The following is a 24,642-nucleotide window of genomic DNA, read 5'->3' on the forward strand; positions in this document are numbered from 1 at the left end:
TGGATAACATCTCATTCTGATTGGCGCTGGCTGGAGAGTAATTGATAGGCGGCAGTAAAGTCGTCAGCGGTGATTTGAATTTGGCTGGGATCAGTGAATCCTTGGGCACGGTAGCGGCGAATCGCTTCTAGAGCAGCTTGATTGCTCAGCAAAGCAAGATCTGCTCCGTTCCAGCCTTCGGTTTGGCTGGCCCAAGCAGTAAGGTCTACATCGGTTAAGGGGCGATCGCTATTGTGAACCCGGAGAATGTCGAGTCGATTTTCTAAATTCGGTAGGTCTACTTTAAGCTGCAAATCTAACCGTCCAGCTCGCAGAAGAGCTGGATCAAGGGCTTCAGGGCGGTTAGTTGCGCCAACGAGCAGCACATTGGGGCAACCCTGCAAGCCGTCGAGTTCAGTAAGGAGTTGTCCTACAACGCGATCGCTCACTCCCGAATCTCCGGCATAGCTGCCGCGTGCTGGAGCCAATGTATCAATTTCATCCACAAACACGACACAAGGTGCGGCTTGTCTTGCTTTGGTAAATAGTTCGCGCACTGCCTGCTCTGCTGCACCGACCCAGCGACTCAGCAGTTCTGGTCCATTAACTGCAATAAAGTTAGCTCTGGCTTGAGAGGCAACGGCTTTAGCAAGAAGGGTTTTGCCCGTCCCTGGAGGTCCCCATAGCAAAATTCCGCGCGGGGCTTTTGCGCCTGTCTGCTGATAAAGTTCGGGATAGAGCAACGCCCCTTCAACCGACTCTTGCAACGTCTGTTTAATGGTCTCCAGTCCGCCGATTTGTTCCCAAGAAACTTCGGGAGACTCGACCTCGACGGAGCGCAAAACTGACGGTTTCACCTGCTTGATCGCCTGAAGCAAATCCTGCTGATTCACAGTCATTGTCTCTGGAATTGGGGCTTCGAGAGACGGAACCTGACGACGTAGGGCAGTGTAAGCAGCTTTTTGACAAACGGCTTTGAGGTCAGCACCGACTAAACCGACTGAGAGATCGGCGATCGCCCCTAATTCTACCGACTCGTCCAACGGCATCGCCCGAGTCAGAATTGTGAGAATTTCTAAGCGACCTTCTCGATTGGGCACCCGAAACTGGACTTCCCGATCAAGTCGCCCTGGACGACGTAATGCCGGGTCAAGGTGGTCAGGACGATTCGTAGCAGCGAGGACAATGACTCCTTTAGTTTGGGCAAATCCGTCCATCAACCCTAAAAGCTGGGCAACCAAACGCTTTTCTACTTCCCCTTCAACCTTGCTGCGATCGGGCGCGAGGCTATCGATTTCGTCAATGAAAACCAGACAGGGAGAAGAACGGGCAGCTTTCTCAAAAATACCTCTGAGCCGAGCTTCGGCTTCTCCGTAGTATTTCCCAATTACTTCTGGACCGACGATGGCAATGTAGTTTACGCCCAAATCTTCTGCCAGGGCACGGGCTGTCAAGGTTTTGCCAGTACCCGGAGGTCCAACTAGCAATACGCCTCGGGTTGGTTCTAATCCTAGCTTTGCCAACAATTCGGGGCGCTTCAAGGGAAGTTCAACTAGCTCTCGCAGTTCTTGCAAAACTTCAGAGAGTCCACCGACTTCTCGCAGCGAGGCTGTAGCAGCAGGAGATTGAGGATCAGCAGGCGGCGTAACGACGACTTCATCGGTCTGGGTGGAAGGAGTTCTACTGGCAGATGGATTTACGCCAATTCCACTTCTGGGAATATTGCCCTGACGCGGAATGCTGCTGAGGGTGCGGGAGTTGATTTGCACGTCAGCTTTTAGTTCGCCTTTCTCCATCTTTTCTTCTAAAGCTTTAGCTAGTTCTAAAAGCTGCTCAAATCCCTTAAAGAAGTCACTCATCAGTTCCTCTCTGTTTTCCCAACTGATCCCAATGGTTTAGTCATCCCAGATGGATGGGCATTTTAACGATGCAGGCTTTGGGTAAAAGGAATGCACCAGTACGACAGACTACGGTTGGCAATGTTTAGCGGTAAGGGCGGAGTGGGGAAAACGACGCTTTCCTGCGGGTTTGCTCGTCGCTGGGCGCAGCAGTTTCCCGATGAGCAAATTTTGTTGGTTTCGACTGATCCAGCTCATTCGCTGGCAGACGTTTTGTTGTCGCCAGTTGGAGATGTGCCGCGATCGCTTCCAGATTTGCCGAACCTTCAGGTGAGAGCGCTAGATTCTCAGTCCTTACTTCAACAGTTCAAAGCAGACTATGGCAAGGTTCTAGAGCTTTTGGTGGAGCGGGGCAGTTTTGTTCAAGGTGAAGACCTCAGCCCAGTTTGGGATCTAAGCTGGCCTGGACTAGATGAACTGATGGGTATTTTGGAGATTCAACGGCTACTGCGGGAACGAGTCGCCGATCGCATCGTGGTAGATATGGCTCCCAGCGGGCACACGCTGAACCTGTTTGAGCTAATGGACTTTTTAGATGGTTTCTTAGAAGCAATGGATTTGTTTCAGGAGAAGCATCGCGTCATCAGCCAAACGTTTGCAGGGCAGTATGTGCCCGATCAGGCAGATGCATTTTTGGTAGACATCAAGGCAGATTTGGCAGCAGGGCGGCAGCTTTTGCAAGATCAGCAGCAAACAGCTTGCCTGGTGGTGGCGATCGCCCAACCGATGAGTTACCTGGAAACTCAGCGATTTCTCACAGCCTTAGAAAAGCTGCAAATTCCGGTTGGTGGGCTATTTGTAAACCACATTCTGCTGGATGCCGACGAGTGCGATCGCTATGACGAACAGCAATTAATTCTTAATAAATTTCAAGCAACCCAACAGCTCCCTATTTTTACAGCACCTCAGCAAGCTAAAGAACCCGTTGGTACGGTTGCTCTAGATCAACTGATAGCCCAGATTCAGGAATTCCATCAGCAGGACATTAAGCACACGGGTGAAGCGAAACCTGCACCATTACCCCAAAAAACTCCGCCTGGTTTCAGTGACTTTTTGGCAGAAGGACGGCAGCTAATTCTGGTAGGCGGCAAGGGTGGGGTAGGAAAAACAACGGTAGCAGCGGCGATCGCGTGGGCAATGGCTGAACGCCACCCTGACCGAAATATTCGAGTTGTTTCGATTGATCCTGCCCACTCCTTGGGAGATGCACTAGGTGTGCAGTTAGGACATCGGCCCGTTGCCTTGAGCACTAATCTTAGTGGGCAGGAAGTCGATGCAGAAGAAGTTCTAGACCAGTTTCGAGCAGATTACCTGTGGGAACTGGCAGAAATGATGAGCGGCGAGACAGGTGACGACGACCTAAAAATTGCGTATGGACCTCAAGCATGGCGACAGATCGTGTCTCAAGCATTGCCTGGAATCGATGAAATGCTGTCGCTGGTGACAGTAATGGAACTGCTGGAACAAAAGGCACAAGACTTGATTATTCTGGACACCGCGCCAACGGGTCATCTGCTGCGATTTCTAGAAATGCCGACAGCAATGGCAGACTGGCTTGCCTGGATCTTTCGTCTGTGGCTCAAATATCAGGACGTAGTAGGGCGCACAGAACTAATGGGAAGGTTGCGATCGCTCCGTCAACGGGTGATGCAGGCGCAAAAACGGCTGAAAGATCCTAAATACACTGAATTTATTGGGGTACTCCAGGCACAATCAGCGATCGCTGCCGAAACTCAACGACTCACGCAGGCTTTAGATAATCTGGGCGTTCAGCAGCGCTATGTCGTGCATAACTGTTATCAAGCTGGGGAAGAAATTGCGGTTGAAGGATTTGAAGGGAGGGGCGATCGCCTAACTTTTGTTAAGCTGCCCCTGCTACCCCGTTCTATTGATGCCCTTGAACAAATCAAACTTGCCTCAAATCTGCTGTTTTAGAGTCTCCAAAATCTGCTAATTTTTCTCCCTTCCACCCGTTTTTACTCATTCCTGAGTTCTACTTGGAAATGCCGTTAAAGTACCTCTGTCACTGGTTTTCAGGAGGTAGCGCCACCAGCTCCATATGCTAAGGAGGAGCCCCGGAACAAGTTTTGTATTCTCTAAACTCACTACTTCAAGGTTTACTTATGTTCATAAAGTTCAGCGCATGATTCAGCTCGATTCAAGATACTCTAGATCAAACTGTGGCAACTTCAATCTGTTGCCTGGTTTAGAATCTATTCTTTTACGCCTCATCCAGACATTCAAGCGGGCACAGACGATTTGAAGTAGGGCTATGACAAATTCTTACACCACTGAGATCAAGACCTCCAGCTTTGCACCCCCCTCTGATTCAAGACAGCGGGTCGGTCAATTTTTGCGAGATCTACAAGATCAGATTTGCCAAAAATTAGAAGAAGTAGACGGTGAAGGAACTTTTCAGGAAGATGCCTGGACGCGCGAGGAAGGTGGCGGCGGTCGTTCTCGTGTGATGAAATCAGGCAGGGTGTTTGAGCAAGGTGGTGTCGGCTTTTCAGAAGTTTGGGGAAAGGATCTGCCGCCCTCGATTTTAGTGCAGCGCCCAGAAGCAGCAGGGCACGGTTTCCATGCGATGGGCACCTCAATGGTGCTGCATCCACGTAATCCTTACATTCCTACAGTTCACCTCAACTACCGCTACTTTGAGGCAGGACCGGTTTGGTGGTTTGGTGGTGGAATCGACTTGACTCCCTACTACCCGTTTGCAGAAGACGCAGCCCATTTCCACCAAACGATGAAGCAGGCTTGCGATCAGCATCATCCAGAGTACTACCCAACTTTCAAGCGTTGGTGTGACGAATATTTTTACCTGAAGCACCGTCAGGAGACGCGGGGAGTCGGCGGTATCTTTTTTGATTACCAGGATGGGCGAGGTAAGCTTTATCACGGTCCCAATGCCAGCGGACCAGCAGCAGTCTACAGTGATGCGTTAGAAGAAATAGCGCCGCGCAACTGGGAGCAGTTGTTCAGCTTTGTGCAGGATTGTGGACACTCTTTCTTGCCTGCCTACATTCCCATCGTGGAGCGGCGGCAGGGAATGGAGTATGGCGATCACCAGCGTCAGTTCCAGCTTTATCGGCGGGGTCGCTATGTCGAGTTCAACCTGATTTACGACCGAGGTACGATCTTTGGGCTACAGACCAATGGACGCACCGAGTCTATTCTCATGTCCCTGCCCCCAATGGTGCGCTGGGAATATAGCTATCAGCCAGAGCCCGACACGCCCGAAGCAGAACTTTACGAGAGATTTCTAAAGCCTCAAGATTGGGCTAGCTGGTCGTCTGATAACCACTAACGTTCCACCAAGGGAATAAAACTTCACGTTTTTGAGTGTGAAGGAGTAAGGGAGTGAGGGTTATCCAGCACTCCCTTATTCTCCTAATTCCCAAACGAGTTAACCTGCTACAGGAGGGATAGTAACTCGTAGGGGTGGGTAATCTAGGGGTTGTGGTGCAGCCAATTGCGGCTTAAGCATCCTGGATTTAGCGAAGCACTGATACATAGCTGCTTAATCAGACCCGACTAGAATGGACACAGTTCTGCGACGGAAGAGACTAGGTGTGTCTACCCTCTCTGGATATGGTTCCGGAACTGGTATTCTGAGGGCGATCGCATGAGTAGTGCATATCTCTAAATCTTGCTTTGGGGTTTCTTGAGGCTTAGAACACCTGAGAAACTGATACTGCAATTCCTAAAAAGAGGGCAATAATTCACGTGGAGCAGACAACACACACCACCCAAGACGGTAAAACGATCATCCTTCTGACCCCAACAGGACGGTTAGATATCACAACAGCGTGGCAGTTTCGACTCAAGCTACAGGAGTGCATTTCTAGATTGAGTCCACACGTGGTTGTAAATTTAGGACACGTTAATTTTATTGACAGTTCGGGCTTAACTTCTCTTGTAGCAGGAATGCGCGATGCCGACAAGGTGAAAGGCAGCTTCCGCATTTGTAACGTTCATCCCGAAGCCAAGCTTGTCTTTGAGGTGACGATGATGGATTCAGTTTTTGAAATTTTTGATACAGAAGCAGAAGCCCTGGAAGGGGTTCCTCGCGGCATTGCCAGCTAAATTGGCAGCATTTTTAGTCAGTTTTTGCCTGAGCATTAGCCTCAGCATTGCTTGGCAAACTAGCCGCTACACGAGACAATAGGATCAAGTTATCTTTAAAATTTCTTGTGAACAACGTCCGCACTGTCTCCGATACCAAGCGAGCTTTCTACAATACTCACACTCGCCCAATTAACTCCATCTACCGCCGAGTTGTAGAGGAGTTGATGGTAGAAATGCATTTGCTTTCCGTCAATGCGGATTTTCATTATGATCCCATTTACGCACTAGGTGTAGTTAATGCATTTGAGCGATTTATGCAGGGCTACCGGCCGGAAAACGACAAAGTTTCTATTTTTAACGCGCTCTGCCAATCCATCGGCAGCGACCCTCAAACCTATCGGCAAGATTTTGAGCGGTTGCAGTCAGAAGCATCTGGTCTGTCCTTGGATAACCTGATGGGTCAGCTTAAGCAGTCTGAAAACTCCGAGGCAGGTAGTCTGACGGGACAATTTCGGGCGATCTCCCAAAACCCCAAGTTCAAATATAGTCGTCTATTTGCGATCGGCTTATATACCCTGCTAGAACGTGTAGATTTTGACCTCGTTAAAGATGAAAAGCGGCGAAATGAAGCGATTAAGCAGGTTTGTGATGCACTAAACTTGCCTGAAGAGAAAGTGCAAAAAGATCTGGAACTTTATCGCAGCAATCTAGAAAAAATTGCTCAAGCCCAGATCGTCATGGAAGATATGCTCAAGGCAGACCGGAAGAAGAAGGAAGAGCGAGCCAAAGCAAAGGATGCAGTTGCCGCTCCTCCCAGCAATTCTCAGGAACCGACGTAAGGCACCTTAATAGATAAATCGTGAAGGGCACTCCAGAAGGGTGCCTTTTTCGTTGCCTATTTTCAGACTTCTGCAGAGCGATTCCGAGCATCCAGGAACTGAAGCTGCTGATACAGCATTTCGACTTGAGGAATTTTTGCTCCGGCTTGTTGGGCGCTATCGAGTGGATTCCCGAAGATGGCTTTGATTTCTAATGGACGGTGCTCGTCATAGTCAATTTTCATGCTGGTGCGGTAGGGTTTCATTTTTGCCGTGTGATCCAGCATTTTTTGAACGTAGCTGTCAGGGAGCGATCGCCCACACGCCCCAGCAGCTATCTGCACTTCTCGCATTAGCTGCTCTGCCAAACTCTGCACGACCGGGTTTGCCATCATTTCCTCAGTCGTGGCATCCAGCACAACCGAAAGCCCATTAAAGGGGATATTCCACACGAGCTTCTGCCAGCGTGCTAGAAACAGGTCTTCCGTTAGCTCAATTGGAATATTGGCTTGTCGAAAATCTTCTGCGATTTCAGACATGCGCTGTGTGATACCGCACGGCTGATTGTTGGCTGAATACTGCCCCAGCACAATTGCTCCATAGTCCAAATGGTGAATGTGACCGGGACCAACTTTGTTGGAGCAGATGAAACATAGCCCACCCATGACCTTCTCCGGGCCCACAATTTGAGCGACCTCGGCTTCAACCCCTAACCCGTTTTGCAACACTAGCACCGTACTATTTTCGCCGACTAAAGGCGGCAAAAGCTGAGGCAACAGGTGATTTTGAGTTGTCTTTAAAGCAATCACAACTACATCACAAGGCGGCATTTGCTCAACACTGGCATAGGCGTTCACCTGGGGCAGCTTAAAGTCACCTTGCACTGAATCGATGGTCAGTCCATGGTGGCGAACATGCTGGTAGTCACTTCGCAGCAAAAAGTGCACTTCTGTCCCCGATTGCTGTAGCCGTGCGCCATAAAACCCGCCTAACGCTCCTGTCCCCAAGATGGCGTAGCTGCGATTGGATTTAGAGGTGTTTAGAAGAACCATCGTGACATTCTGTTAGAAGAAATCCTGTTTGATTTGAAAAATTTTTAGAAATTTCAGGAAAGGACTTTGATTTGTTTGTTTAGTTTTCAATAAGTGGGTGCAGATGATTAGACTCAACACTTCGCTTCTGAAAAATGCTACTTCAGCTTTATTGAGTTTCGTTCCAGCTATCTAGACCGATTTATATAGAACTGATTCACGACCGTTCGACAGTTGCGTCTTAGCTAAACTCATTCAGGACATATCATGCTCCATCTTCCTCCAGAACAGCAGCAGGGATTCTATCGCTACAGTCCAATGGGGTTGAAACAGCGTGGCCCTGCACGATTGTTTGCCCACATCGCTGAAGATGGGGCACTGGGCTACGGATTAACTCGAATTTACCAGAATTTAATTGAGCAAGGACGTGTTTCACCACCGTTGAACCTGCTAATGCAGTGGCTTGAATCAACGGTTCAAAAAACTGGTCAGCAGGTGGATAGGTTGAGTACATTGCTGGCGGATGTAGAGTTTCTACATTCTGATTGGCTCAACTGGACATTGCCACCTGGAGAAACGTTTAACAGCAACTATGTGCGCAAACGCCTCGAAATGGGTCAGGCGTTAAAAGCTGCCAGCAAAGCCGCGATCGCCGATCGCCTACAAGATGCTTCCCCTTCAAAAGATGTGGTGCCTGGTAGCGAACGGCAGCGGTTACGGTTCTATACAGAACTAGAACAACGGTGGCAGCGAGAACGCCCAAAGGTCAGTTTCATTCACGCTAGGGATGGGGAATTAAGCGATCGCGAGTTCGCCCGTCAGCGTTTGGCAGGGACAAATCCGATGATTTTGCATCGTATTCAAGAAGAAGACCGGGAGCGACTGCAAGCCTGGGCAACCCAAGACTACTCAGTAGCAACCGAGAAAAATGTGAATTTGCTGGATGCGGCTGCCCAAAATCGCCTGTTTTTGGCAAATTATCCCCTATTTAAAGATCTCACTTCAACCGATCTTCAGTTAGGGCGCTATGTAGGAAATCCACAGGCTTTGTTTTACGGCACTGAGCAGGGGCTTTACCCAGTCTTAATTCAATTAGAGTCGGGCAGCAAATGGGTAACTCCAACTGCGGCGGCAGATGATTGGATGCGGGCAAAGCTCTATACCCAAGCGGCAGACATGACGCATCACGAGCTAATTGACCACTTGTGTAACACGCATTTGTCAATGGAGGCGTTTGCGATCGCCACCTCCCGCCAGCTTCCAGTTGGTCATCCGCTGTATCAGCTTCTGCGGCCGCATTTTCGCTTTTTACTAGCGATCAACACACGCGGCAATACGCTGCTGCTAGCCGAAGACGCTGCGATCGAAGACCTGCTAGCTCCAACGCGAGAAGCCTCAGTCAGCCTGATCAATCAGTCCTATCGGCAGCGCTCGTTTACCGACGGGGCACTTCCTTATGACATTGCCAGACGAGGGCTAGAGCCAGAGTTTTTGCCTGACTTTGCTTACCGCGATGATGCTCAGCTTTTGTGGGATGCGATCGCTACTTATGTCAGCAGCTACTTACAGCGCTATTACCGCGATGATGCCGCCGTTTTGCTCGATCCCTACTTGCAAGCCTGGACAGCGGAATTGGGACAGCCTTTGAGCGATCGCCCCCTTTCCGAATTTCCTGAACTGCCAGACTGGATACCGGCTGAATTTGCTGCTAAGACAGGAATTCAGGTTGATACGTTGCCCGATTATCCTCGCGTGCCTAACTTTCCAGCAGCGACCAGTGCTAATCAGCGTCCAGGAGAAATTCAAGGGCTTCAGCAGCTCATTGAGATTGCTACGCAGATCATTTTTACCTGTGGGCCCCAGCACGCGGCGGTGAATTTTTCTCAGTTTGACTACGCGGGGTATATGCCTAATGCACCGCTGGCGACCTATGCTCGCCCCGATGCAGCGGTGAAGCTAGAAGAAGTTTTACCTCCTGTAGACCAGGACTTAAATCAGATGGAGTTGACCTTCGCCCTCAGCGGCATTATTTGGGGACAATTGGGTGATTCAAAACTGATTCAGTACAAGGAAGAAGGCGATCGGCAAATCCTGCACCAGTTTCAACTCAAGCTGAAAAGCATTGAGCAAGAAATTCAGCAGCGCAACCAGCAGCGGATAAATCGGGACGGGGTAGATTATCCTTATCTACTGCCGTCGAGGATTCCCAATAGCATCAACATCTAGGGAATTGCGCGTTGGAAGAACGTAATCTGTAGCCCCAAAACCTGTAGAAGCGTAGCATTCGGGCAAAAATTCTCGGTTTGTTTCAGAGTTTACTTGCCGAATGCTGCGCCCTTACACAAGACACTCCTCATTCAAACACCCTTTAAGGGTTAGGGACGAGGGATTTTGGGTCGCTAACTGCCCCAGCATCAGAAGTTGAGGGTTCTAAGCTGTCCAAAATTTCTAGCATCTCCCGCTCAAAAGCAACCTGGGCGCGATTGGTTCTACCGCCAATGTAGAATTTTCCGGCTTCTTCTAATGCCCAGATTTGGGAATGGGAAATGTAGCTCATCAACACACTGATCATGAGTAAACCGAAACCTGTGTAAACAATTGGAATACCAGGATCGGCTTTGATCTGTAAGCCTGTGCTGCCCACAATTTCGGCGATCGCCAACGTCACACCATTCACTTCGGTAGACATTCCCTGACGCACGGTTGAGAGCAGCTTGCCCTCCGTGTCGTAAAGCAGCAGTATGCCTTGAAGATCTTTTGCCAGAACGGACACGCCTTCACTCAGGTCAGGCTTTGTCGGAATCCAGGTGCCCCAGACACGACCACCGCCATCTGCACCAATTTCTACCATTGGCAGTTGCAGGATCGGACTCTCGTTAAGCCGAATGCGAACTGCGGCGATTCCCCAGTCTGCTTGGTAGAGCGTTACACCTTCATGACGCATTGGTTCATTGACATGAATCGTTTTACGCTGAATCTCTTCGTCTTGATCGTTCAGAACAGAGAGATCAGAGTAAAACTGGTCAATCTTGCCCTCTGGGGTGTAGTCGATCCAAAAGCGGTTGACCCGTACTGACCAATCCTGAGGAATTTGCGCTCTTGCCCAGGGTCCAGCGTCAAAAATATTTTGAACCCGAAACGTTTCGCCGCTCGGCACCATTTCCTGAGCAAAAAAGCCTGTCATTGCGCCCACGATCGCCCCCAGCAAAATCAGGATCATGCTGGCGTGAACGATAATGGGTCCAATCCGTCCAACAATGCCTCTGTCCGCGTAGAGCGTGTTGTCTCGTCGAAAAACTCGGTAGCGGCGTTTTTCAAGTAACGGACTCAGTTGCTCGATCGAAGCGTGATCGAGTTCTGCACTCAGGGCAAATTTTTCAAACTGACGGGGTTTGGTGTAAAAATTCCAGGTGCGGGAAAACCAGCGCAGTGCAGGAATTTGCCGCTGAAAGGTGCAGGTAATGAGGCTGGAGCCAAACAGAATGAGCAGCGCCAAAAACCACCAGGTGCGGTAAACGTGGTCTAGCCCCAGAGTCAGTAAAACCTTCCAAGTTAGGAAGCCAAACAGAGCCGGGTCTTCTGGGTAGTTAGCCTGGTAAAACTCTAGGGATCGTCCCTGCTCGATGACGGTGCCAGTGATGCTAAAGACGGCGATCGCCAACAGCAGGGCGATCGCCAGCCGCAAATCTGCCAACAGCGGAAACAATTCTCGCTTGAGATAACGCTGTGGGATCGCAATCCAATTGTTTTTCGAAGGATTTTCTGAAGTCATGAATTAAGCTCTTAAATTCCGGATGGAAAAAACCGGAACAGCAGGGAGAAGACACCAAACCCAACTAGCAACGCACCGCTTGCCGGAGTAATCCAGCTTGACCAGCGGCGCAGTTCTAACAACTTTTTGATTGAAGCAGTGAAGGTGCCTGCTAAAACCAGTGGAGTGACGTAACCCAGGGTGTAGGACAACAACAACACACCGCCCAAAACAGGATCTTTTGTCTCAGTCACCCAGGCCAGCAGCGTAATCAAGACAGGGGTGCTACAGGGAGACGCCACTAATCCAAACGTTAGACCAATTAGGTAAGAACGAACGCCTTCAGGCAAATCCTTGGAGATCCAATCCATCCCGCCCCAGTTCGGCAGTTGCAGCGGTAAAGCCTCCAGCAGGTTTAGCCCCATGAGAATGGCGATCGCACTCACCACAATTGGCAGCCCCACCCCAACCTGACCATACACACTGCCCAAACCCGCTGCCACAATTCCCAGTCCTGCTAGCGTCGTCGCCAAACCTAGCGCAAACCAGGTAGACTGCGTTGCTGCCTGAATTCGACTTCTGGCTTCATAGCCACCGATATAGCCAATTGTAATGGGCAGCATTGACAGCATACAGGGAGTCAAACTTGTTAACAGGCCTGCTAGAAAGATGATTCCGACGCTCGTCACAGTTAGGTGCGACAACTGATTTGCTACCAGGGTGTCAGCAAAGTTTCCTAACTCGTATAGTCGAGTCTGTAGGGTTTCCAGCATAGTTTGAAGATGGCGGAGCGAGCGAATCTACTGTTAGACGTATCTTCATCTTATCGGAGGCTGACTGTAGAAATGGCGATCGCCCTCCAAACATCGCTCAAGCACCGGGCAAACTACCTCGCTGCCGTCGATGACGCCGATGGTCAAGCGAAACCACCTTAGCCTCACTGCCTTCACGGGCAATGCGAATGAGCAGCCCTGCCAGCAGCAAACTAGCAATCATCGAATTTCCGCCATAGCTAAAAAACGGAAACGGTAAACCTGTCGTAGGCAGTGCGCCCGTCGCCACGCCAATATTGAGCAGCGATTGCCCAATAAGCAGAATTACAGTTCCGATCGCCACCAGTCGGTGAACCGGGTTAATTGCTTTTAGCGCCACCTTTAAACCCAGCGTGGCATAGGCTGCTAGCAGCAGCAGCAGTAACATACTGCCGATGAAGCCAAATTCCTCAGCGTACACAGCAAAAATAAAGTCAGTATATTGAATCGGCAAGTAAAATAGCTTCTGCTGAGATAGCCCAAACCCAGCTCCACCAAAGCCACCCGACCCGATCGCCATCAAACTTTGGGTAAGCTGATAGCCGTTTCCCATCGGGTCAGCCCAGGGATTGAGAAACGACATAATTCGCTCTCGTTGATATTCCTTGATGCTGACACTGACAATTGCCGCTGCGAGTCCGGCGATCGCTGTTGCTCCTAGATAAAGGTAGGGTAACCCTGCTGCTAGCGCCACCAGCCACAACACCATACCGCAGAGCGCTGCTGTACTCAGGTTGGGCTGAAGCAAAATACCAGCCACAACCGCTGCAAAAATACCTAGCCACACCAAGCGAGTGGAATTAGATAGTCGTTCCCACTGCCCAAACACGCGGGCACTTTGAAGCACCAAGAATGGTTTGATAATTTCAGAAGGTTGAAGTAGTGCATATGATCCCAGCGAGATCCAGCGATTAGCTCCATTAATGCTGGTACCCAAGCCTGGAATGATGGTGAGCAAGATTAGTCCCAATAGCGCTATTAAAATCCAGTCGGCGGCTGCCAAGACGTAGCGCAGAGGCGAATGCACCAACACGCCAAAGCCAACCAACCCAACCATGACCCAAATGATTTGGCGTTTGAAGTAATACAGCCCGTCACCAAAATCTGCATCCGCAACCGCATAGGATGCAGAAAACAGCATCACTAACCCGACCAACAGCCACAGAAAGGTCAGCCATCGCAGTAGCCGAGCTTCTAAAGCCCATTCTTTTACAGAAGAGTCCAATAGCGGAATTAGATATCGAAGATTCACGCAGCTCAACGAGTCATTTAAACAATTTGCCTATAACAGTAACGCAAGAGCGTTTCAAGGAACATAGGGGAGCAGGTGCTAGGGGCGATCGCAAAATATAAACTTGCACAAATTCTAAAAAATTCCTGATGAGGTACCCCAATTAGGAATAAAGGAATGGTAGATGCACCCTGAATTAATCCCTGGCTTCATGCTGGGGATTTTTTTTGCTTGTGAAGTAGTGTTGACTACACCATTTAGGCAACAGGTTCTTTACGATATTGCCGATTGAACTCTTTCCCTTTGTGAGTTAGTTAGCAATTTTTTGGGTAAGAACATGAGCAACATTGCCGAGCGTTACATCTACCTGTGCCGTTGCTACATCGAACTTGCAGACAAATTTCAGAAGCTTGATGTAGAACACATGACGCTGAAAAGCAAAATGATTCCTATCCTCAAGACAATAAAGGCTTGCAAACAAACGATTGAGCAGTTAACGCAAGAAAAGCTGGAATTGGAACAAAAGCTGCAATCTGTTACAGCTCAATACAAAGAATTAAAGTCGTTTGAAGTTTTGCTTCAGCCCGAAACTCAGGCTGTATTAGCAGAAGCAGAAGAGCAAATGAATCTTGTTCAAGAAACCCTTCTAGAAATTGACCAAGACAGTGATCCGGGTATGAGCGAGGCAGACAAACTTTTACTGGAGGAGTACTACAGCAACTCCAATGAGTTGAACTGGACGAACTCCAATCCAACCGAGAAGCTGGTTAGTTCCTGATTGTGGGGCGAGTGTTTCGCCCCGCAATTAGTTGATTCACTAATTGATTCACACTCCTAATGAATTAATTTGTTGCTCAACTAACCGGCATACCTCAGCTCTCCGCTGCCAAGACTTGGGGCACGATCGCCGTCTGCTCATCGATTACCAGCTTTCTTTTATTAAAAGTCAGCTTGTGGTCTACCAGGTCAATGAGGATTGTGTCACCTTCAATAAACGTGTTCTCTAGAATTTTGGTGGCGATCGGATTTTCCAACTCTTTTTGGATCGCTCGCTTCAACGGGCGTGCTCCATAAACCGGATCAAAGCCCACTTCAGCGATGTAATTTTGGGCAGTTGGCGTTAGTTCTAGCGTGATTTTCTGGTCTGCTAGCAGACGGTGAATCCGCTGAAGCTGAATGCCAACAATCTGCCGCAGCTCTTCTAACCGCAGCGGGTGGAAGAGAATGATGTCATCAACACGGTTCAGAAATTCAGGGCGAAAGTGCGATCGCAGTGCATCGGTCACCCGCTTTCGCATCAGTTCATACTGCGAATCATCTCCTGACACATCCAGAATGTGATCGCTGCCGATGTTACTCGTCATCACAATCACCGTATTTCTGAAATCAACCGCTCTCCCTTGAGAGTCAGTAATTCGCCCGTCATCTAACACCTGTAGCAAAATGTTGAACACGTCTGGGTGTGCTTTCTCCACTTCATCCAGCAGCAGCACAGAGTAAGGGTGACGGCGAATCGCCTCTGAAAGCTGCCCTCCTTCCTCATAACCCACATAACCCGGAGGCGCACCCACTAAGCGTGAAACAGAATGCTTCTCCATGTATTCCGACATATCAAGCCGCACCAGCGAATCGCCAGTGTCAAACAGAGATTCTGCTAACGCCCGCGCCAGTTCAGTTTTACCAACTCCCGTTGGACCCATAAATAGGAAAGAACCAATCGGACGACCCGGATCTTTCATCCCAGCCCGCGCCCGCCGAATTGCCGCTGCTACTGCCTCAACCGCTTCTTGCTGGCCCACTACCCGCTCATGCAGGTAAGTTTCAAGCTGCAACAGCTTTTGCCGCTCAGACTCCATCAGGCGGTTCACAGGAATACTGGTCCACTTTGCCACAATCTCAGCAATGTCAGCTTCAGTCACCTGCTGCTTAAGCAAAGAAGAACCACGTTCTTGAATTTCAATCAGCGTTGCTTCTTTTGCCTCTAGCTCGCGATGCACGACTTCCAGTCGCCCATATTTCAACTGAGCTGCTGTATTCAGGTCGTAGTCTCGCTCCGCCTTCTCAATCTGCCGTCGCAGCTTTTCCTCTTCTTCGCGCAGGGCATTGATTTCATCTTTCATCTGCTTCTCAGATTCCCACTGAGAATTCAGTTTTTGCTGCACCTGCTTCAGTTCACTGATCTCGCTCTCAATTCGCTCTAAGCGATCTTTGGCAGCACGATAAGCAACCACGATGCCCGGAGATTGTCCTTCCTTCTGCAAAGAAAACTGTTCCATCTCAAGCTGCATGATGCGCCGATCAATGGTTTCTAACTCCTCTGGTTTTGAGGTGCTTTCCATCTTGAGCTTGGCAGCAGCTTCATCTACCAAATCGATCGCCTTGTCAGGTAAGAAGCGATCGCTGATATAACGGTCAGACAGCGTTGCCGCAGCCACTAGAGCACTGTCAGAAATACTCACTTCATGGTGCTTTTCATACCGTTCTTTCAAGCCTCGCAGAATGGAAATTGTGTCTTCCACGCTGGGCTGACCGACATAAACCTGCTGAAAACGTCGCTCCAGAGCCGCATCTTTCTCAATGTGCTTGCGGTATTCATCTAAAGTCGTCGCCCCAATGCAGCGCAGTTCACCCCGTGCCAACATCGGCTTGAGTAAGTTACCTGCGTCCATCGTGCCCTGGCTTGCCCCTGCCCCCACAACACTATGCAGTTCGTCGATGAATAGAACGATCTGTCCATCAGAGTTCGTCACTTCACGCAAAACTGCCCGCAGCCGATCTTCAAATTCTCCGCGATACTTCGCTCCAGCAATCAGCGAACCCATGTCTAAGGTAATCAGGCGACGGTTTTTGAGCGATTCGGGCACGTCTCCTTTAATGATGCGCTGGGCTAACCCTTCGGCGATCGCCGTCTTTCCGACTCCCGGCTCCCCAATCAGCACTGGGTTATTTTTGGTGCGACGAGACAGAACCTGCACCACGCGACGAATTTCCTCGTCCCGACCAATTACCGGATCAAGCCTATCTTCCTTTGCCTGCTCAGTCAGATCCCGTCCATATCTTTCCAATGCGTCGTAGCGCCCTTCCGGGCTTTGATCCGTCACTCGCTGGCTACCGCGAACAACTTTGGCAGCAGCTTCAAGCTGTTTTGGATCTAGGTTAATGTTTCTGGGAAAGCGACGATTGACCCGCTCATATTCTGCCATCCCCAGCAGCAAATGCTCAACTGAGATAAACTCATCCTGCCAGGTTTGCCGCGCTGCCTCAGCCCGGTCTAACATCAAATCTAGGCTGCGCCCTAAATAAAGCTGCGCGTTTTCTGAAACCTTAGGTTGACGTTGGGCAAAGGTTTCTAGCTGTTGCTTGAGCGCATTCGGGTCAAGATTTGCCCGCTGCAAAATTGTGTGGGCTAACCCTTCTTGCTCTAGAAGGGCGATCGCCAGATGTTCAACCTCTAGCTGTTGGTGCTTGAAGCGACGAGTAACATCCTGGGATTTCACAATTGCTTCCCAGGCTTTCTCAGTGAATTTGCTAGGGTCAGTGGGCTGCATGTTCTAAAGAAATTCCGTCGAAAAACCATATTCTCAGCGACTTTAGTATAACAATCTGGGCGGCTTAATCCTGTAAGCCGCTCTACCAGAATCCATCGCTTTACTTCAATTATTTCAGGTGTTGCTGATTTGGCGTGAATTTGTGCGACAAGTCAGCCCGTTCCTTTTAGGAATCAGTGAATCTACGAGCGGCTGTGAAATTACTCCTTTCCCACTAAAAAATCAGGGATGTACCCTCGGGCGCGGCGTGCATCCCTGGTCTTTTAGTCCCTAATCTGTGACCAGGAAGGGAGTAGGTGGAAAATTTCATTCAATCTTGACTGATTCTACAAGCAGCTTTATCAGAGTGTGGGGAATACTGGGAGGTGAAATGGCGAGTTCTCTGTTTCCTCAACTTGCTTTGTGCCTTCTCGCTCACCCCTTTCAATGCCCTGTTGATCAGTTTTGCTTCTGGTTCGTCGTGCGCTAACCCGTACATCTACGCCTGACAACTTCAGAAAGAATTGCTGCACTCGATTCAATTTGCCTCCGGGCGAATGCTGCGCGGTTCTTTCAGGGCATTAATTGAAAATCACTTTCTGCAAAACATACTTACTTATGCTGGGACAAACACTTGGTGGGCGATACCAAATCAAACGCCATCTAGGTGGGGGAGGATTTGGACAAACCTATCTCGCTGAGGATTTACACTTGCCCGGAAATCCTGAGTGCGTCGTCAAGCAACTCAAGCCCAAAGTGACCAGCGATGAGGCATTGCAGTCTGCCAGACGCTTGTTTGATCAAGAGGCAAAGGTGCTGGATGAATTGGGTAGCCACGACCAAATTCCCAGGCTTTTTGCTCACTTTGAGGAAAATCAAGAGTTTTACCTGGTTCAAGAACTGATTGAAGGAGTGGTGCTGAGTCGAGAGTTGAGGGCAGGTCGGGCTGTAGAAGAACCTGAGGTCGTTGCTTTACTGCAAGATATTCTCACAACGCTAGAGTTTGTTCACCAGCAGCAGGTTATTCACCGCGACATCAAGCCTTCTAATTTGATTCGACGGAGCAGCGATCGCAAAATCGTCATGATCGACTTTGGTTCGGTCAAACAAATTAGCTTTCAGGAGTTGGGCGCAGATCTCTCTACTGTGACGATTGCGATCGGCTCATCAGGCTATATGCCTAACGAACAGATGGCTGGCAAGCCTCGCTTTAGCAGCGATGTTTATGCAGTTGGAATGGTGGGGATTCAAGCACTTACAGGTTGCTCTCCGGCTCACTTTAGGGAAGATCCCCGCACAGGTGAAGTTATTTGGCGCGAGAAAGCTCAGGTTAGCCCAGAGTTGGCAGACATCTTGGATGTAATGGTGCGCTATGACTTTCGCCAGCGCTATCAGTCGGCGGCAGAGGCACTAGACGTTCTCAAAGATTTAGTGACTCCCCATCACACTACAGTAATCTTGCCGACCGTCCGGTCGGTGAGTTTAGATGGATATCTGCTCTGGTTTGAGCGGGGAGATGAACTATTTCAGCAGCAGCGATATACCGAAGCGGTTGCCAGTTACGACAAATTCATTCAAGCAGTACCCGACGAATACCTGGTGTGGTTTAAGCGGGGTATGGCACTAGAACATTTGCATCAGTATGAAGAAGCTGCAATATCCTACGAGCAGGTCACGAAACTGCAACCTGGAGATTATCTTGCCTGGTTCAAGCGAGCCAAAGCGCTAGAACATTTGCAGCGCTATGAAGAAGCTCTAGCAGCCTATGACAGAGTAATCAAGATTCAGCCTGATAACTACTGGGCTTGGCACGATCGGGGTAGGGTTTTGGAGGATTCAGAACAGCATGAAGACGCTGTGACTGCTTACGATCGCGCTGTTCAACTGAAGCCTGACTTTCAGCTTGCGGTTGAGAGCCGCAAACGGGTTTTGAGCCAGCTTAAGCGGGTTGATCAGCTTTATCATTTGCAGCACTACGAGGAAGCAGTTGCTTCTTGCGATCGCTCTATTCGTGACCAACCAGACGATTCCCTCGTTTGGCTAATGCGAGGGATGGCGCTAGAAAATCTGCATCGCTACGAAGAAGCAATCATGTCCTATGATCGCGTGGTGCAAATCCAGCCTGATGATCACGTTGCCTGGTTTAAGCGGGGCACAGTTCTGGAATACCTTCAGCAGAATCAGCAGGCAGTGATCTCCTTTGATCGTGTGGTGCAGCTTCAACCCGATAACTACTGGGCCTGGCACGAGCGAGGCAAAATTTTGGAAACGATGCGCTGCCATGAGGAAGCGATCGCCTCCTACGACAAAGCTTTGCAGATTAAACCCGATCTTCAGTCCGCCTTGGAGGGACGTAAACGTCTGCTGGGTCAGGGGCAAGTCAAGCAACAGTTGGATCAATCAGAGCTGGAGCAGGTAAACCAATGGCAGCCCTCCCAGCTACCTCCCATAACGGGATACCCCGAAACCAGTGGAGTGCAGTGGGGGGCGATCGCCAGCGAATCTTTTGATGAGCCTAACCGATTCAGCTTTACTCCAGCTCTGACCTCCCCTAACGGCAACAATGGCTTTTGGGGGCAAACCTAAAGCAACTAATCCTGTTGCAGAAAACTATTCTGATTCTTCTGATTTTTGAGCAGGTGCTTGGAGTTGAGTTAGATCTGGCAATTCCAGCAGTTCTTTCTGGGTTTCTTTGAATTCTACAGGTAGCGATAGGGGCTGAGGTTTATCTAGCCAGCAGCTCGATACGGGCAAGGTTTGCTCCAGGTCATCCAACGGTCTAGGAATTACCATCACCGCGTGGAGTTCTCCAATTCGCTCGGCTTCGTGCATTCCGGCTTCTACGGCGATCGCCACATCTGCAACTCGACCGCGAATAATTGCAGTACATAGCCCTTCGCCAACGATTTCATAGGCCGCAAACTGCACATCCGCAGATTTAAGCATCATATCGGCAGCACCAACCATTGCCGGAAAACCTCGCGTTTCCAGCAAACCGATTGCCTGATTGCTCAGGCGATTGTGTCCCCGATTTTCTACAATTTTTGCCAAACGACTACCAATTGGCAGCACCGCATCCAGATTAGGCATAGGGCGCGGAATGATTGCCTTAGAAATGAGTTGACCGAACTGTTGAGCAGTTTCTGCACCAATCTCAACCGCGATTCGCACATCTGAAATGCCGCCTCGAACGACAGCCGTGCAGTAGCCGCTGCCAATCTTTTCGTAACCCACCAGTGTTACGCCAGACGACTTCAGCATCATGTCTGCCGTACCGACAATAGCGGGAAAGCTACGAGTTGAAACCAACCCCAAAGCTCTGTTTTTGAAGTCCTTTGGCTGTCCTATTGATCTCGCCAGGACTGACCCCCCATCCTGCACATTCATTTGTGACCTCCATTCAGGGCATATCGTGCGCTATCATTCTGGGGTTTTGCCATTGGAAGACTGGTTTTCAGGGGGTAAATCATCTAAGGAATGCCTACTAGGGAAAAGCGCAATGATCAACTGAGTCAATGCGGTTTTTCCATAGATGGGTACACTTGCAGCAGTAGCGAGAGCCGATGGTGAGTGAACCGGAGCAGTTTCAGCAGGCTGAGGAGGTGAAACCTGAGTTGATGCTGTCTCTGCGTGAGGAGGTGAAGCCTCAGCTGGTACCGATTCCGTCTGGGTTATAGAACGGCTAGGATCTCCAATTAAAGAACCAGCCTGAACGACCTGCTCAGGCTCAATGGAACTATTGAAAATAGTAACCTTAGAACCGATACAGGCATTTGCTCCTATCCTACCACTGCCAAATAGAAGGACGCTTGCCCCCAAGCTAGCGCCCTCCTCAATCTCTAAGTTTCCCTGATTAACGTGTAGGACCGTTCCCGCCCCAATGCAAACTCCTGCTGCGATAACAATCTGACTGTCCGCGTCAGCTTGAAGCAACACACCAGGAGCAATCACCGCACTGGGATGTATCGTGACGTTGCCACTTACACAAAAGTGGACATCGCTGATGGGTCGCAGGGGCGGCAAACGCATTGGAAACAAGAACCTCTAACAAATATGCAAGGTCTAAAGCAAAGCTATTTGCCAGGTCTTTGGATGATAGTTTCTGAAACTCGTCGTTTGGAAGCCGTATCGATGCCATACAGACGGACATATTCACCGCTGTGTTCAGCTAAGCAGATTTCTAAAGCGGCGATCACATCTAACGCATGAATTGTTGAAATAGCCGAACAGCTCTTCCAAGAACTCGTCTGGAAGTGACGCGCATCTGCATATTCAACGCCAACCCGATATCCCTGAGACAGCAGCTGATTGACTTGTTGCACTATGTCTGAGGCAAGGCTCCCTCCTGATGGGGCGAACGCTCCACCGTTTACACTGCTATAACCGTTTGTCGATGCAGCAGGCGGTGTGTAGGATCGACTTGGGGCAGAACCAACAGAATTACCGTTATCGCCAGGTCTTTGAACAATCAATTCTGACACCCGACGCTTAGCACGGGTGTCAATGCCAAACATACGTACATATTCACCACTATGTTCAGCCAAGCATCCTTCCAGAGCAGCGATCGCATCCGATTCACGACTTGCTTGAATCGGCGAACAAGTTTGCCAGGAACTCGTTTGGAACCGACGCGCATCTGCATGTTCGGTGCCAATGCGATAGCCCTGAGCCAAAAGCTGACTCACCCGCTGTACAACCTCAGAACTTAAGCGATTGCTTTTAGCTGACGAATAGTTCTGAGTGCCATAGCTTTGGCTGCTAGAGTTGCTGCTGGAGCTACTGGGGGTGTAATAGTTACTGCTACTGCTACTGGATGAGGCAGTTGCTACCTTATCGCCGGGCCTTTGAACAATCATCTCCGAAACTCGGCGCTTAGATTGAGTATCAATCCCGAATAGTCGGACATATTCACCGCGATGCTCAGATATACAGGCTTCTAGACCAGCAAGCACATCAGCTTGACGGTTGGACTGGATGGGAGCACAGCTTTTCCAGGAACTCGTCTGGAAGCGGCGGGCATCGGCGTGTTCCATACCGATGCGGTAACCCTGAGCCAAGAGTTGACCCACCTGCTGCACGACTTCAGAACTTAGGCGATCGCTTTGCATTTGACTTTGATTATGGCTATTACTATGGTTTTTACTCGATCCGTTTCCGTTAGCGTTGCTAGATTCATAAGTCTGCTCCAACTCAGTGCGAATTGAAGCAATACAGGCAATATTCTCAGCACACCTATAACCCGACCGAAGAGCATCATTAATCCCAACAACATGGTGGGCGAATTTAACATCAACCGACTCCACTTCGGGCAACCGGTCTGCCTGCTGTTGTGTCGTGATGATTGATCCAGAAGGAACATATCGGCCAGGTGGAATCTCTACATCTTGAATCAGCGCGTGCATCATCACGATGCAACCATCGCCAATACGAGAATTAAAGATTGTAGAGCGAAACCCAATGAAGCAGTCATCTCCTACATAAGCTGGTCCATGAATCAGCGCCATGTGGGTGATAGAAGTGTCTTTCCCAATCCAAACAGAGTAGTGTTTTTGGTCATCTCCAATAACTCGCCCCTGCTCTAGACCATGAATGACCACGCCATCTTGAATATTGGTTCCTTCGCCTACATAGAAGGGGCTGCCCTCATCCGCTCGAATAGAAGTTCCTGGAGCGATCAGCACATCGGCACCAATAGACACATCTCCAATAATGTTGGAGAAGGAATGAACGTATGCTGTCTCATGAATCCTGGGCTGAGCCAGGCTCTTTGACCAGGGAGTGGGAGGAGCAGCAGAACCATGAACGACCATGATGAATTTCTCCTGACTGAAAAGAGCGATACCGCAAGTCAACTAAAATCAGCTTGCTTAGCAAAGAAAAAAGATTGATCTGAGATTCAAGCCGTAACAGCAGAGGGAGTTGGCACTCAAAAGACTTGACCGTTGGCAAAATCTGTAAATGACTCACCCCTGGCTTATCTCGACCTCCTAAAGCTTTTGCAAGACAGTAACCGACCCTAGAAAAGCTTGTTGGGCATCGCTCAGCCTGGACTCTAAAGCAGAATTGAGAATTTAACGATCTTGATCGCGTTTGCTATAAAGGAGTCGATTGTCAACGCTGACCGTATCAATAATTCCAACTACTAAAGCATCTAGAGGACGGGTTTCGCTGCCAGGAGCCTGGCGCGCAGCACTTCCACGACTCACCAAAACCCATTCATCAATGCCTGCCCCAACACTATCAGCAGCTACCTCATACTCCGGCAAGGGTTGCCCTTCCTCGTCTAGGAACTGCAATAGTAAGAATTTGACTCCTCTGAGGCTAGGTTCTTTTTGATTACTGACAACAGTGCCACAAACTTTAGCAATCTGCATTATGAAGTTATGGACGGTTGAGAGGACGGATACCGCTGACGCTTTCCCGGAATGCCTCAACTGCTTCGGTGTAGCGGATGGGGAGGACATATTCCAGGTTTTCATGGGGACGGGCAATGATGTGAGTGGAGAGGACTTGTCCACCGTTCACTCGCTTAACGTTGTCAACCCCGGCTGCCACTGAAGCCTGCACTTCAGAAACGTCGCCTCGCACAATTACAGTGACGCGACCACTGCCAATCTTTTCGTACCCAACTAATGTAACTCTGGCAGCTTTCACCATCGCGTCTGCTGCTTCTACTACAGCGGGGAAGCCCAAAGTTTCTACCATTCCAACTGCGATCGCCATCGTATTCTCCCTTCCAAGTTTTAGTTTTTGAAAAACAAACCTTTTACAATTTAAGCGGTCTGAAACAATCCTTCAGAAGCTTAATTTAGAAGTTCAATTATGTTTAATTGAACCGCTTACCTTTGACTCTTAATTAACTTCGAAATTGCTCTACAGCCTCTGTATATCGAATTGGCAGAACATATTCAAGGTTTTCATGTGGACGGGCAATAATATGAGTAGAGAGAACCTCTCCCCCATTTACCCTCTTAACAGATTCCACGCCAGCCGCAACAGAGGCTTGCACTTCAGAAACGTCGCCTCGCACAATTACAGTGACGCGACCACTGCCAATCTTTTCGTACCCAACTAACGTAACCCTAGCAGCTTTCACCATCGCATCTGCTGCTTCTACCACAGCAGGAAAGCCCTTCGTCTCAATCATTCCAACAGCAATTGGCATTAGTCATCTCCCGCAAAGAAGAATTTGTTAATAAATACAGTTCTTAACTGAAAATTTGGACGGAGAGCCCGATTTAATTTTCAGAAAAGCACCTTTAGAGTTCCCAAGCTTAAGAATACAGGGGATGTCTTTACTTTGACAATATAAAGCAGAATGATTATCTTTAATAAAAAATATAATCCCGACTTATCTTGTAAGCACAATTGTTGAACAATTGCAAGGAATCTAATTCAAAGGAGTCAGAAAATAGCTGAACTCCACCTCTTGTATTCTTCAAGTGAAAGTATCAAGCAGCAAGTGGAAAGGTTCTAGACTGAATTAAAAGGCTTATTTATGAGATTTTATAATACCACCGATAA

The 24,642-nt window shown here is 49.3% G+C and carries 19 protein-coding genes; 7 read left to right on the top strand and 12 right to left on the bottom strand.

The annotated features are described in order from the left end of the window. Positions 1-11: 11 nt before the first annotated feature. Entirely contained in the window at positions 12-1,838 is a 1,827-nt protein-coding gene (locus H6F88_RS20735; protein WP_190644625.1) for an AAA family ATPase, read from the bottom strand. A 90-nt stretch (positions 1,839-1,928) separates the two neighbouring features. On the opposite strand from H6F88_RS20735, the gene H6F88_RS20740 reads away from it, so the two are divergent. From H6F88_RS20740 to psb29, 4 genes are all read left to right on the top strand, one after another. Next, on the top strand, positions 1,929-3,812 hold the full coding sequence (locus tag H6F88_RS20740; protein ID WP_199333723.1) for an ArsA family ATPase: 1,884 nt from the start codon (positions 1,929-1,931) through the stop codon (positions 3,810-3,812). A gap of 337 nt (positions 3,813-4,149) precedes the next feature. Continuing rightward, positions 4,150-5,187 carry an oxygen-dependent coproporphyrinogen oxidase gene (hemF, locus tag H6F88_RS20745; RefSeq protein WP_190644626.1) on the top strand — a complete coding sequence of 346 codons (1,038 nt, stop codon included), beginning with the start codon at positions 4,150-4,152 and terminating at the stop codon, positions 5,185-5,187. A gap of 410 nt (positions 5,188-5,597) precedes the next feature. Then, positions 5,598-5,966 (top strand): anti-sigma factor antagonist, encoded by a 369-nt coding sequence (locus H6F88_RS20750; RefSeq protein ID WP_190644663.1) that lies wholly within the window; start codon positions 5,598-5,600, stop codon positions 5,964-5,966. Positions 5,967-6,073: 107 nt separating this feature from the next. Then, positions 6,074-6,787 (top strand): photosystem II biogenesis protein Psp29, encoded by a 714-nt coding sequence (psb29, locus tag H6F88_RS20755; RefSeq protein ID WP_190644627.1) that lies wholly within the window; start codon positions 6,074-6,076, stop codon positions 6,785-6,787. Between the two features lie 62 nt (positions 6,788-6,849). Here psb29 and H6F88_RS20760 read toward each other — a convergent pair whose 3' ends face one another. Continuing rightward, positions 6,850-7,818 carry a putative 2-dehydropantoate 2-reductase gene (locus H6F88_RS20760; protein ID WP_190644628.1) on the bottom strand — a complete coding sequence of 323 codons (969 nt, stop codon included), beginning with the start codon at positions 7,816-7,818 and terminating at the stop codon, positions 6,850-6,852. 246 nt (positions 7,819-8,064) lie between these two features. Here H6F88_RS20760 and H6F88_RS20765 point away from each other — a divergent pair, with 246 nt between their 5' ends. After that, positions 8,065-10,023: a lipoxygenase family protein gene (locus H6F88_RS20765; RefSeq protein ID WP_190644629.1), complete on the top strand. Its 1,959-nt coding sequence runs from the start codon at positions 8,065-8,067 to the stop codon at positions 10,021-10,023. A 142-nt stretch (positions 10,024-10,165) separates the two neighbouring features. Here the strand turns inward: H6F88_RS20765 and H6F88_RS20770 are convergent, their stop codons facing one another. The 3 genes from H6F88_RS20770 to H6F88_RS20780 all read right to left on the bottom strand — a co-directional run bounded on the left by H6F88_RS20770 (position 10,166) and on the right by H6F88_RS20780 (position 13,612). After that, on the bottom strand, positions 10,166-11,569 hold the full coding sequence (locus tag H6F88_RS20770) for a cytochrome c biogenesis protein (protein ID WP_190644630.1): 1,404 nt from the start codon (positions 11,567-11,569) through the stop codon (positions 10,166-10,168). Positions 11,570-11,580: 11 nt separating this feature from the next. Continuing rightward, positions 11,581-12,321 (bottom strand): cytochrome c biogenesis protein CcdA, encoded by a 741-nt coding sequence (locus tag H6F88_RS20775; protein WP_190644631.1) that lies wholly within the window; start codon positions 12,319-12,321, stop codon positions 11,581-11,583. Positions 12,322-12,418: 97 nt separating this feature from the next. Next, positions 12,419-13,612, bottom strand: coding sequence for an FtsW/RodA/SpoVE family cell cycle protein (locus tag H6F88_RS20780; protein ID WP_190644632.1), 1,194 nt, complete (start codon positions 13,610-13,612; stop codon positions 12,419-12,421). 316 nt (positions 13,613-13,928) lie between these two features. Here H6F88_RS20780 and H6F88_RS20785 point away from each other — a divergent pair, with 316 nt between their 5' ends. Next, complete coding sequence (locus H6F88_RS20785) at positions 13,929-14,369, top strand: hypothetical protein (protein ID WP_190644633.1); 441 nt, start codon at positions 13,929-13,931, stop codon at positions 14,367-14,369. Positions 14,370-14,463: 94 nt separating this feature from the next. Here H6F88_RS20785 and clpB read toward each other — a convergent pair whose 3' ends face one another. Next, positions 14,464-17,139, bottom strand: coding sequence for an ATP-dependent chaperone ClpB (gene clpB, locus H6F88_RS20790; protein WP_190644634.1), 2,676 nt, complete (start codon positions 17,137-17,139; stop codon positions 14,464-14,466). Between the two features lie 597 nt (positions 17,140-17,736). Between clpB and H6F88_RS20795 the strand changes: the two genes are divergently transcribed. Next, positions 17,737-19,704: a serine/threonine-protein kinase gene (locus tag H6F88_RS20795; protein ID WP_190644635.1), complete on the top strand. Its 1,968-nt coding sequence runs from the start codon at positions 17,737-17,739 to the stop codon at positions 19,702-19,704. Between the two features lie 24 nt (positions 19,705-19,728). Here H6F88_RS20795 and H6F88_RS20800 read toward each other — a convergent pair whose 3' ends face one another. The 6 genes from H6F88_RS20800 to H6F88_RS20825 all read right to left on the bottom strand — a co-directional run bounded on the left by H6F88_RS20800 (position 19,729) and on the right by H6F88_RS20825 (position 24,283). Further along, positions 19,729-20,505, bottom strand: a complete 777-nt coding sequence (locus H6F88_RS20800; protein ID WP_190644636.1) for a BMC domain-containing protein — start codon at positions 20,503-20,505, stop codon at positions 19,729-19,731. Positions 20,506-20,538: 33 nt separating this feature from the next. After that, the gene (locus H6F88_RS20805; protein ID WP_190644637.1) at positions 20,539-21,147 is read right to left on the bottom strand and encodes a transferase; all 609 of its coding nucleotides are present in this window, start codon (positions 21,145-21,147) and stop codon (positions 20,539-20,541) included. A gap of 44 nt (positions 21,148-21,191) precedes the next feature. After that, on the bottom strand, positions 21,192-22,928 hold the full coding sequence (locus tag H6F88_RS20810; protein WP_190644638.1) for a ribulose bisphosphate carboxylase small subunit: 1,737 nt from the start codon (positions 22,926-22,928) through the stop codon (positions 21,192-21,194). A 261-nt stretch (positions 22,929-23,189) separates the two neighbouring features. After that, positions 23,190-23,492, bottom strand: a complete 303-nt coding sequence (locus tag H6F88_RS20815; RefSeq protein ID WP_190644639.1) for a EutN/CcmL family microcompartment protein — start codon at positions 23,490-23,492, stop codon at positions 23,190-23,192. Positions 23,493-23,499: 7 nt separating this feature from the next. Next, positions 23,500-23,841 carry a carbon dioxide-concentrating mechanism protein CcmK gene (locus tag H6F88_RS20820; RefSeq protein WP_190644640.1) on the bottom strand — a complete coding sequence of 114 codons (342 nt, stop codon included), beginning with the start codon at positions 23,839-23,841 and terminating at the stop codon, positions 23,500-23,502. Between the two features lie 133 nt (positions 23,842-23,974). Further along, a complete protein-coding gene (locus tag H6F88_RS20825) occupies positions 23,975-24,283 on the bottom strand; it encodes a carbon dioxide-concentrating mechanism protein CcmK (protein WP_190644641.1) in 309 nt (102 codons plus the stop codon). Positions 24,284-24,642 lie beyond the last annotated feature (359 nt).

Source organism: Oculatella sp. FACHB-28 (assembly GCF_014696015.1).
Classification (GTDB): Bacteria; Cyanobacteriota; Cyanobacteriia; order Elainellales; family Elainellaceae; genus JAAUTN01.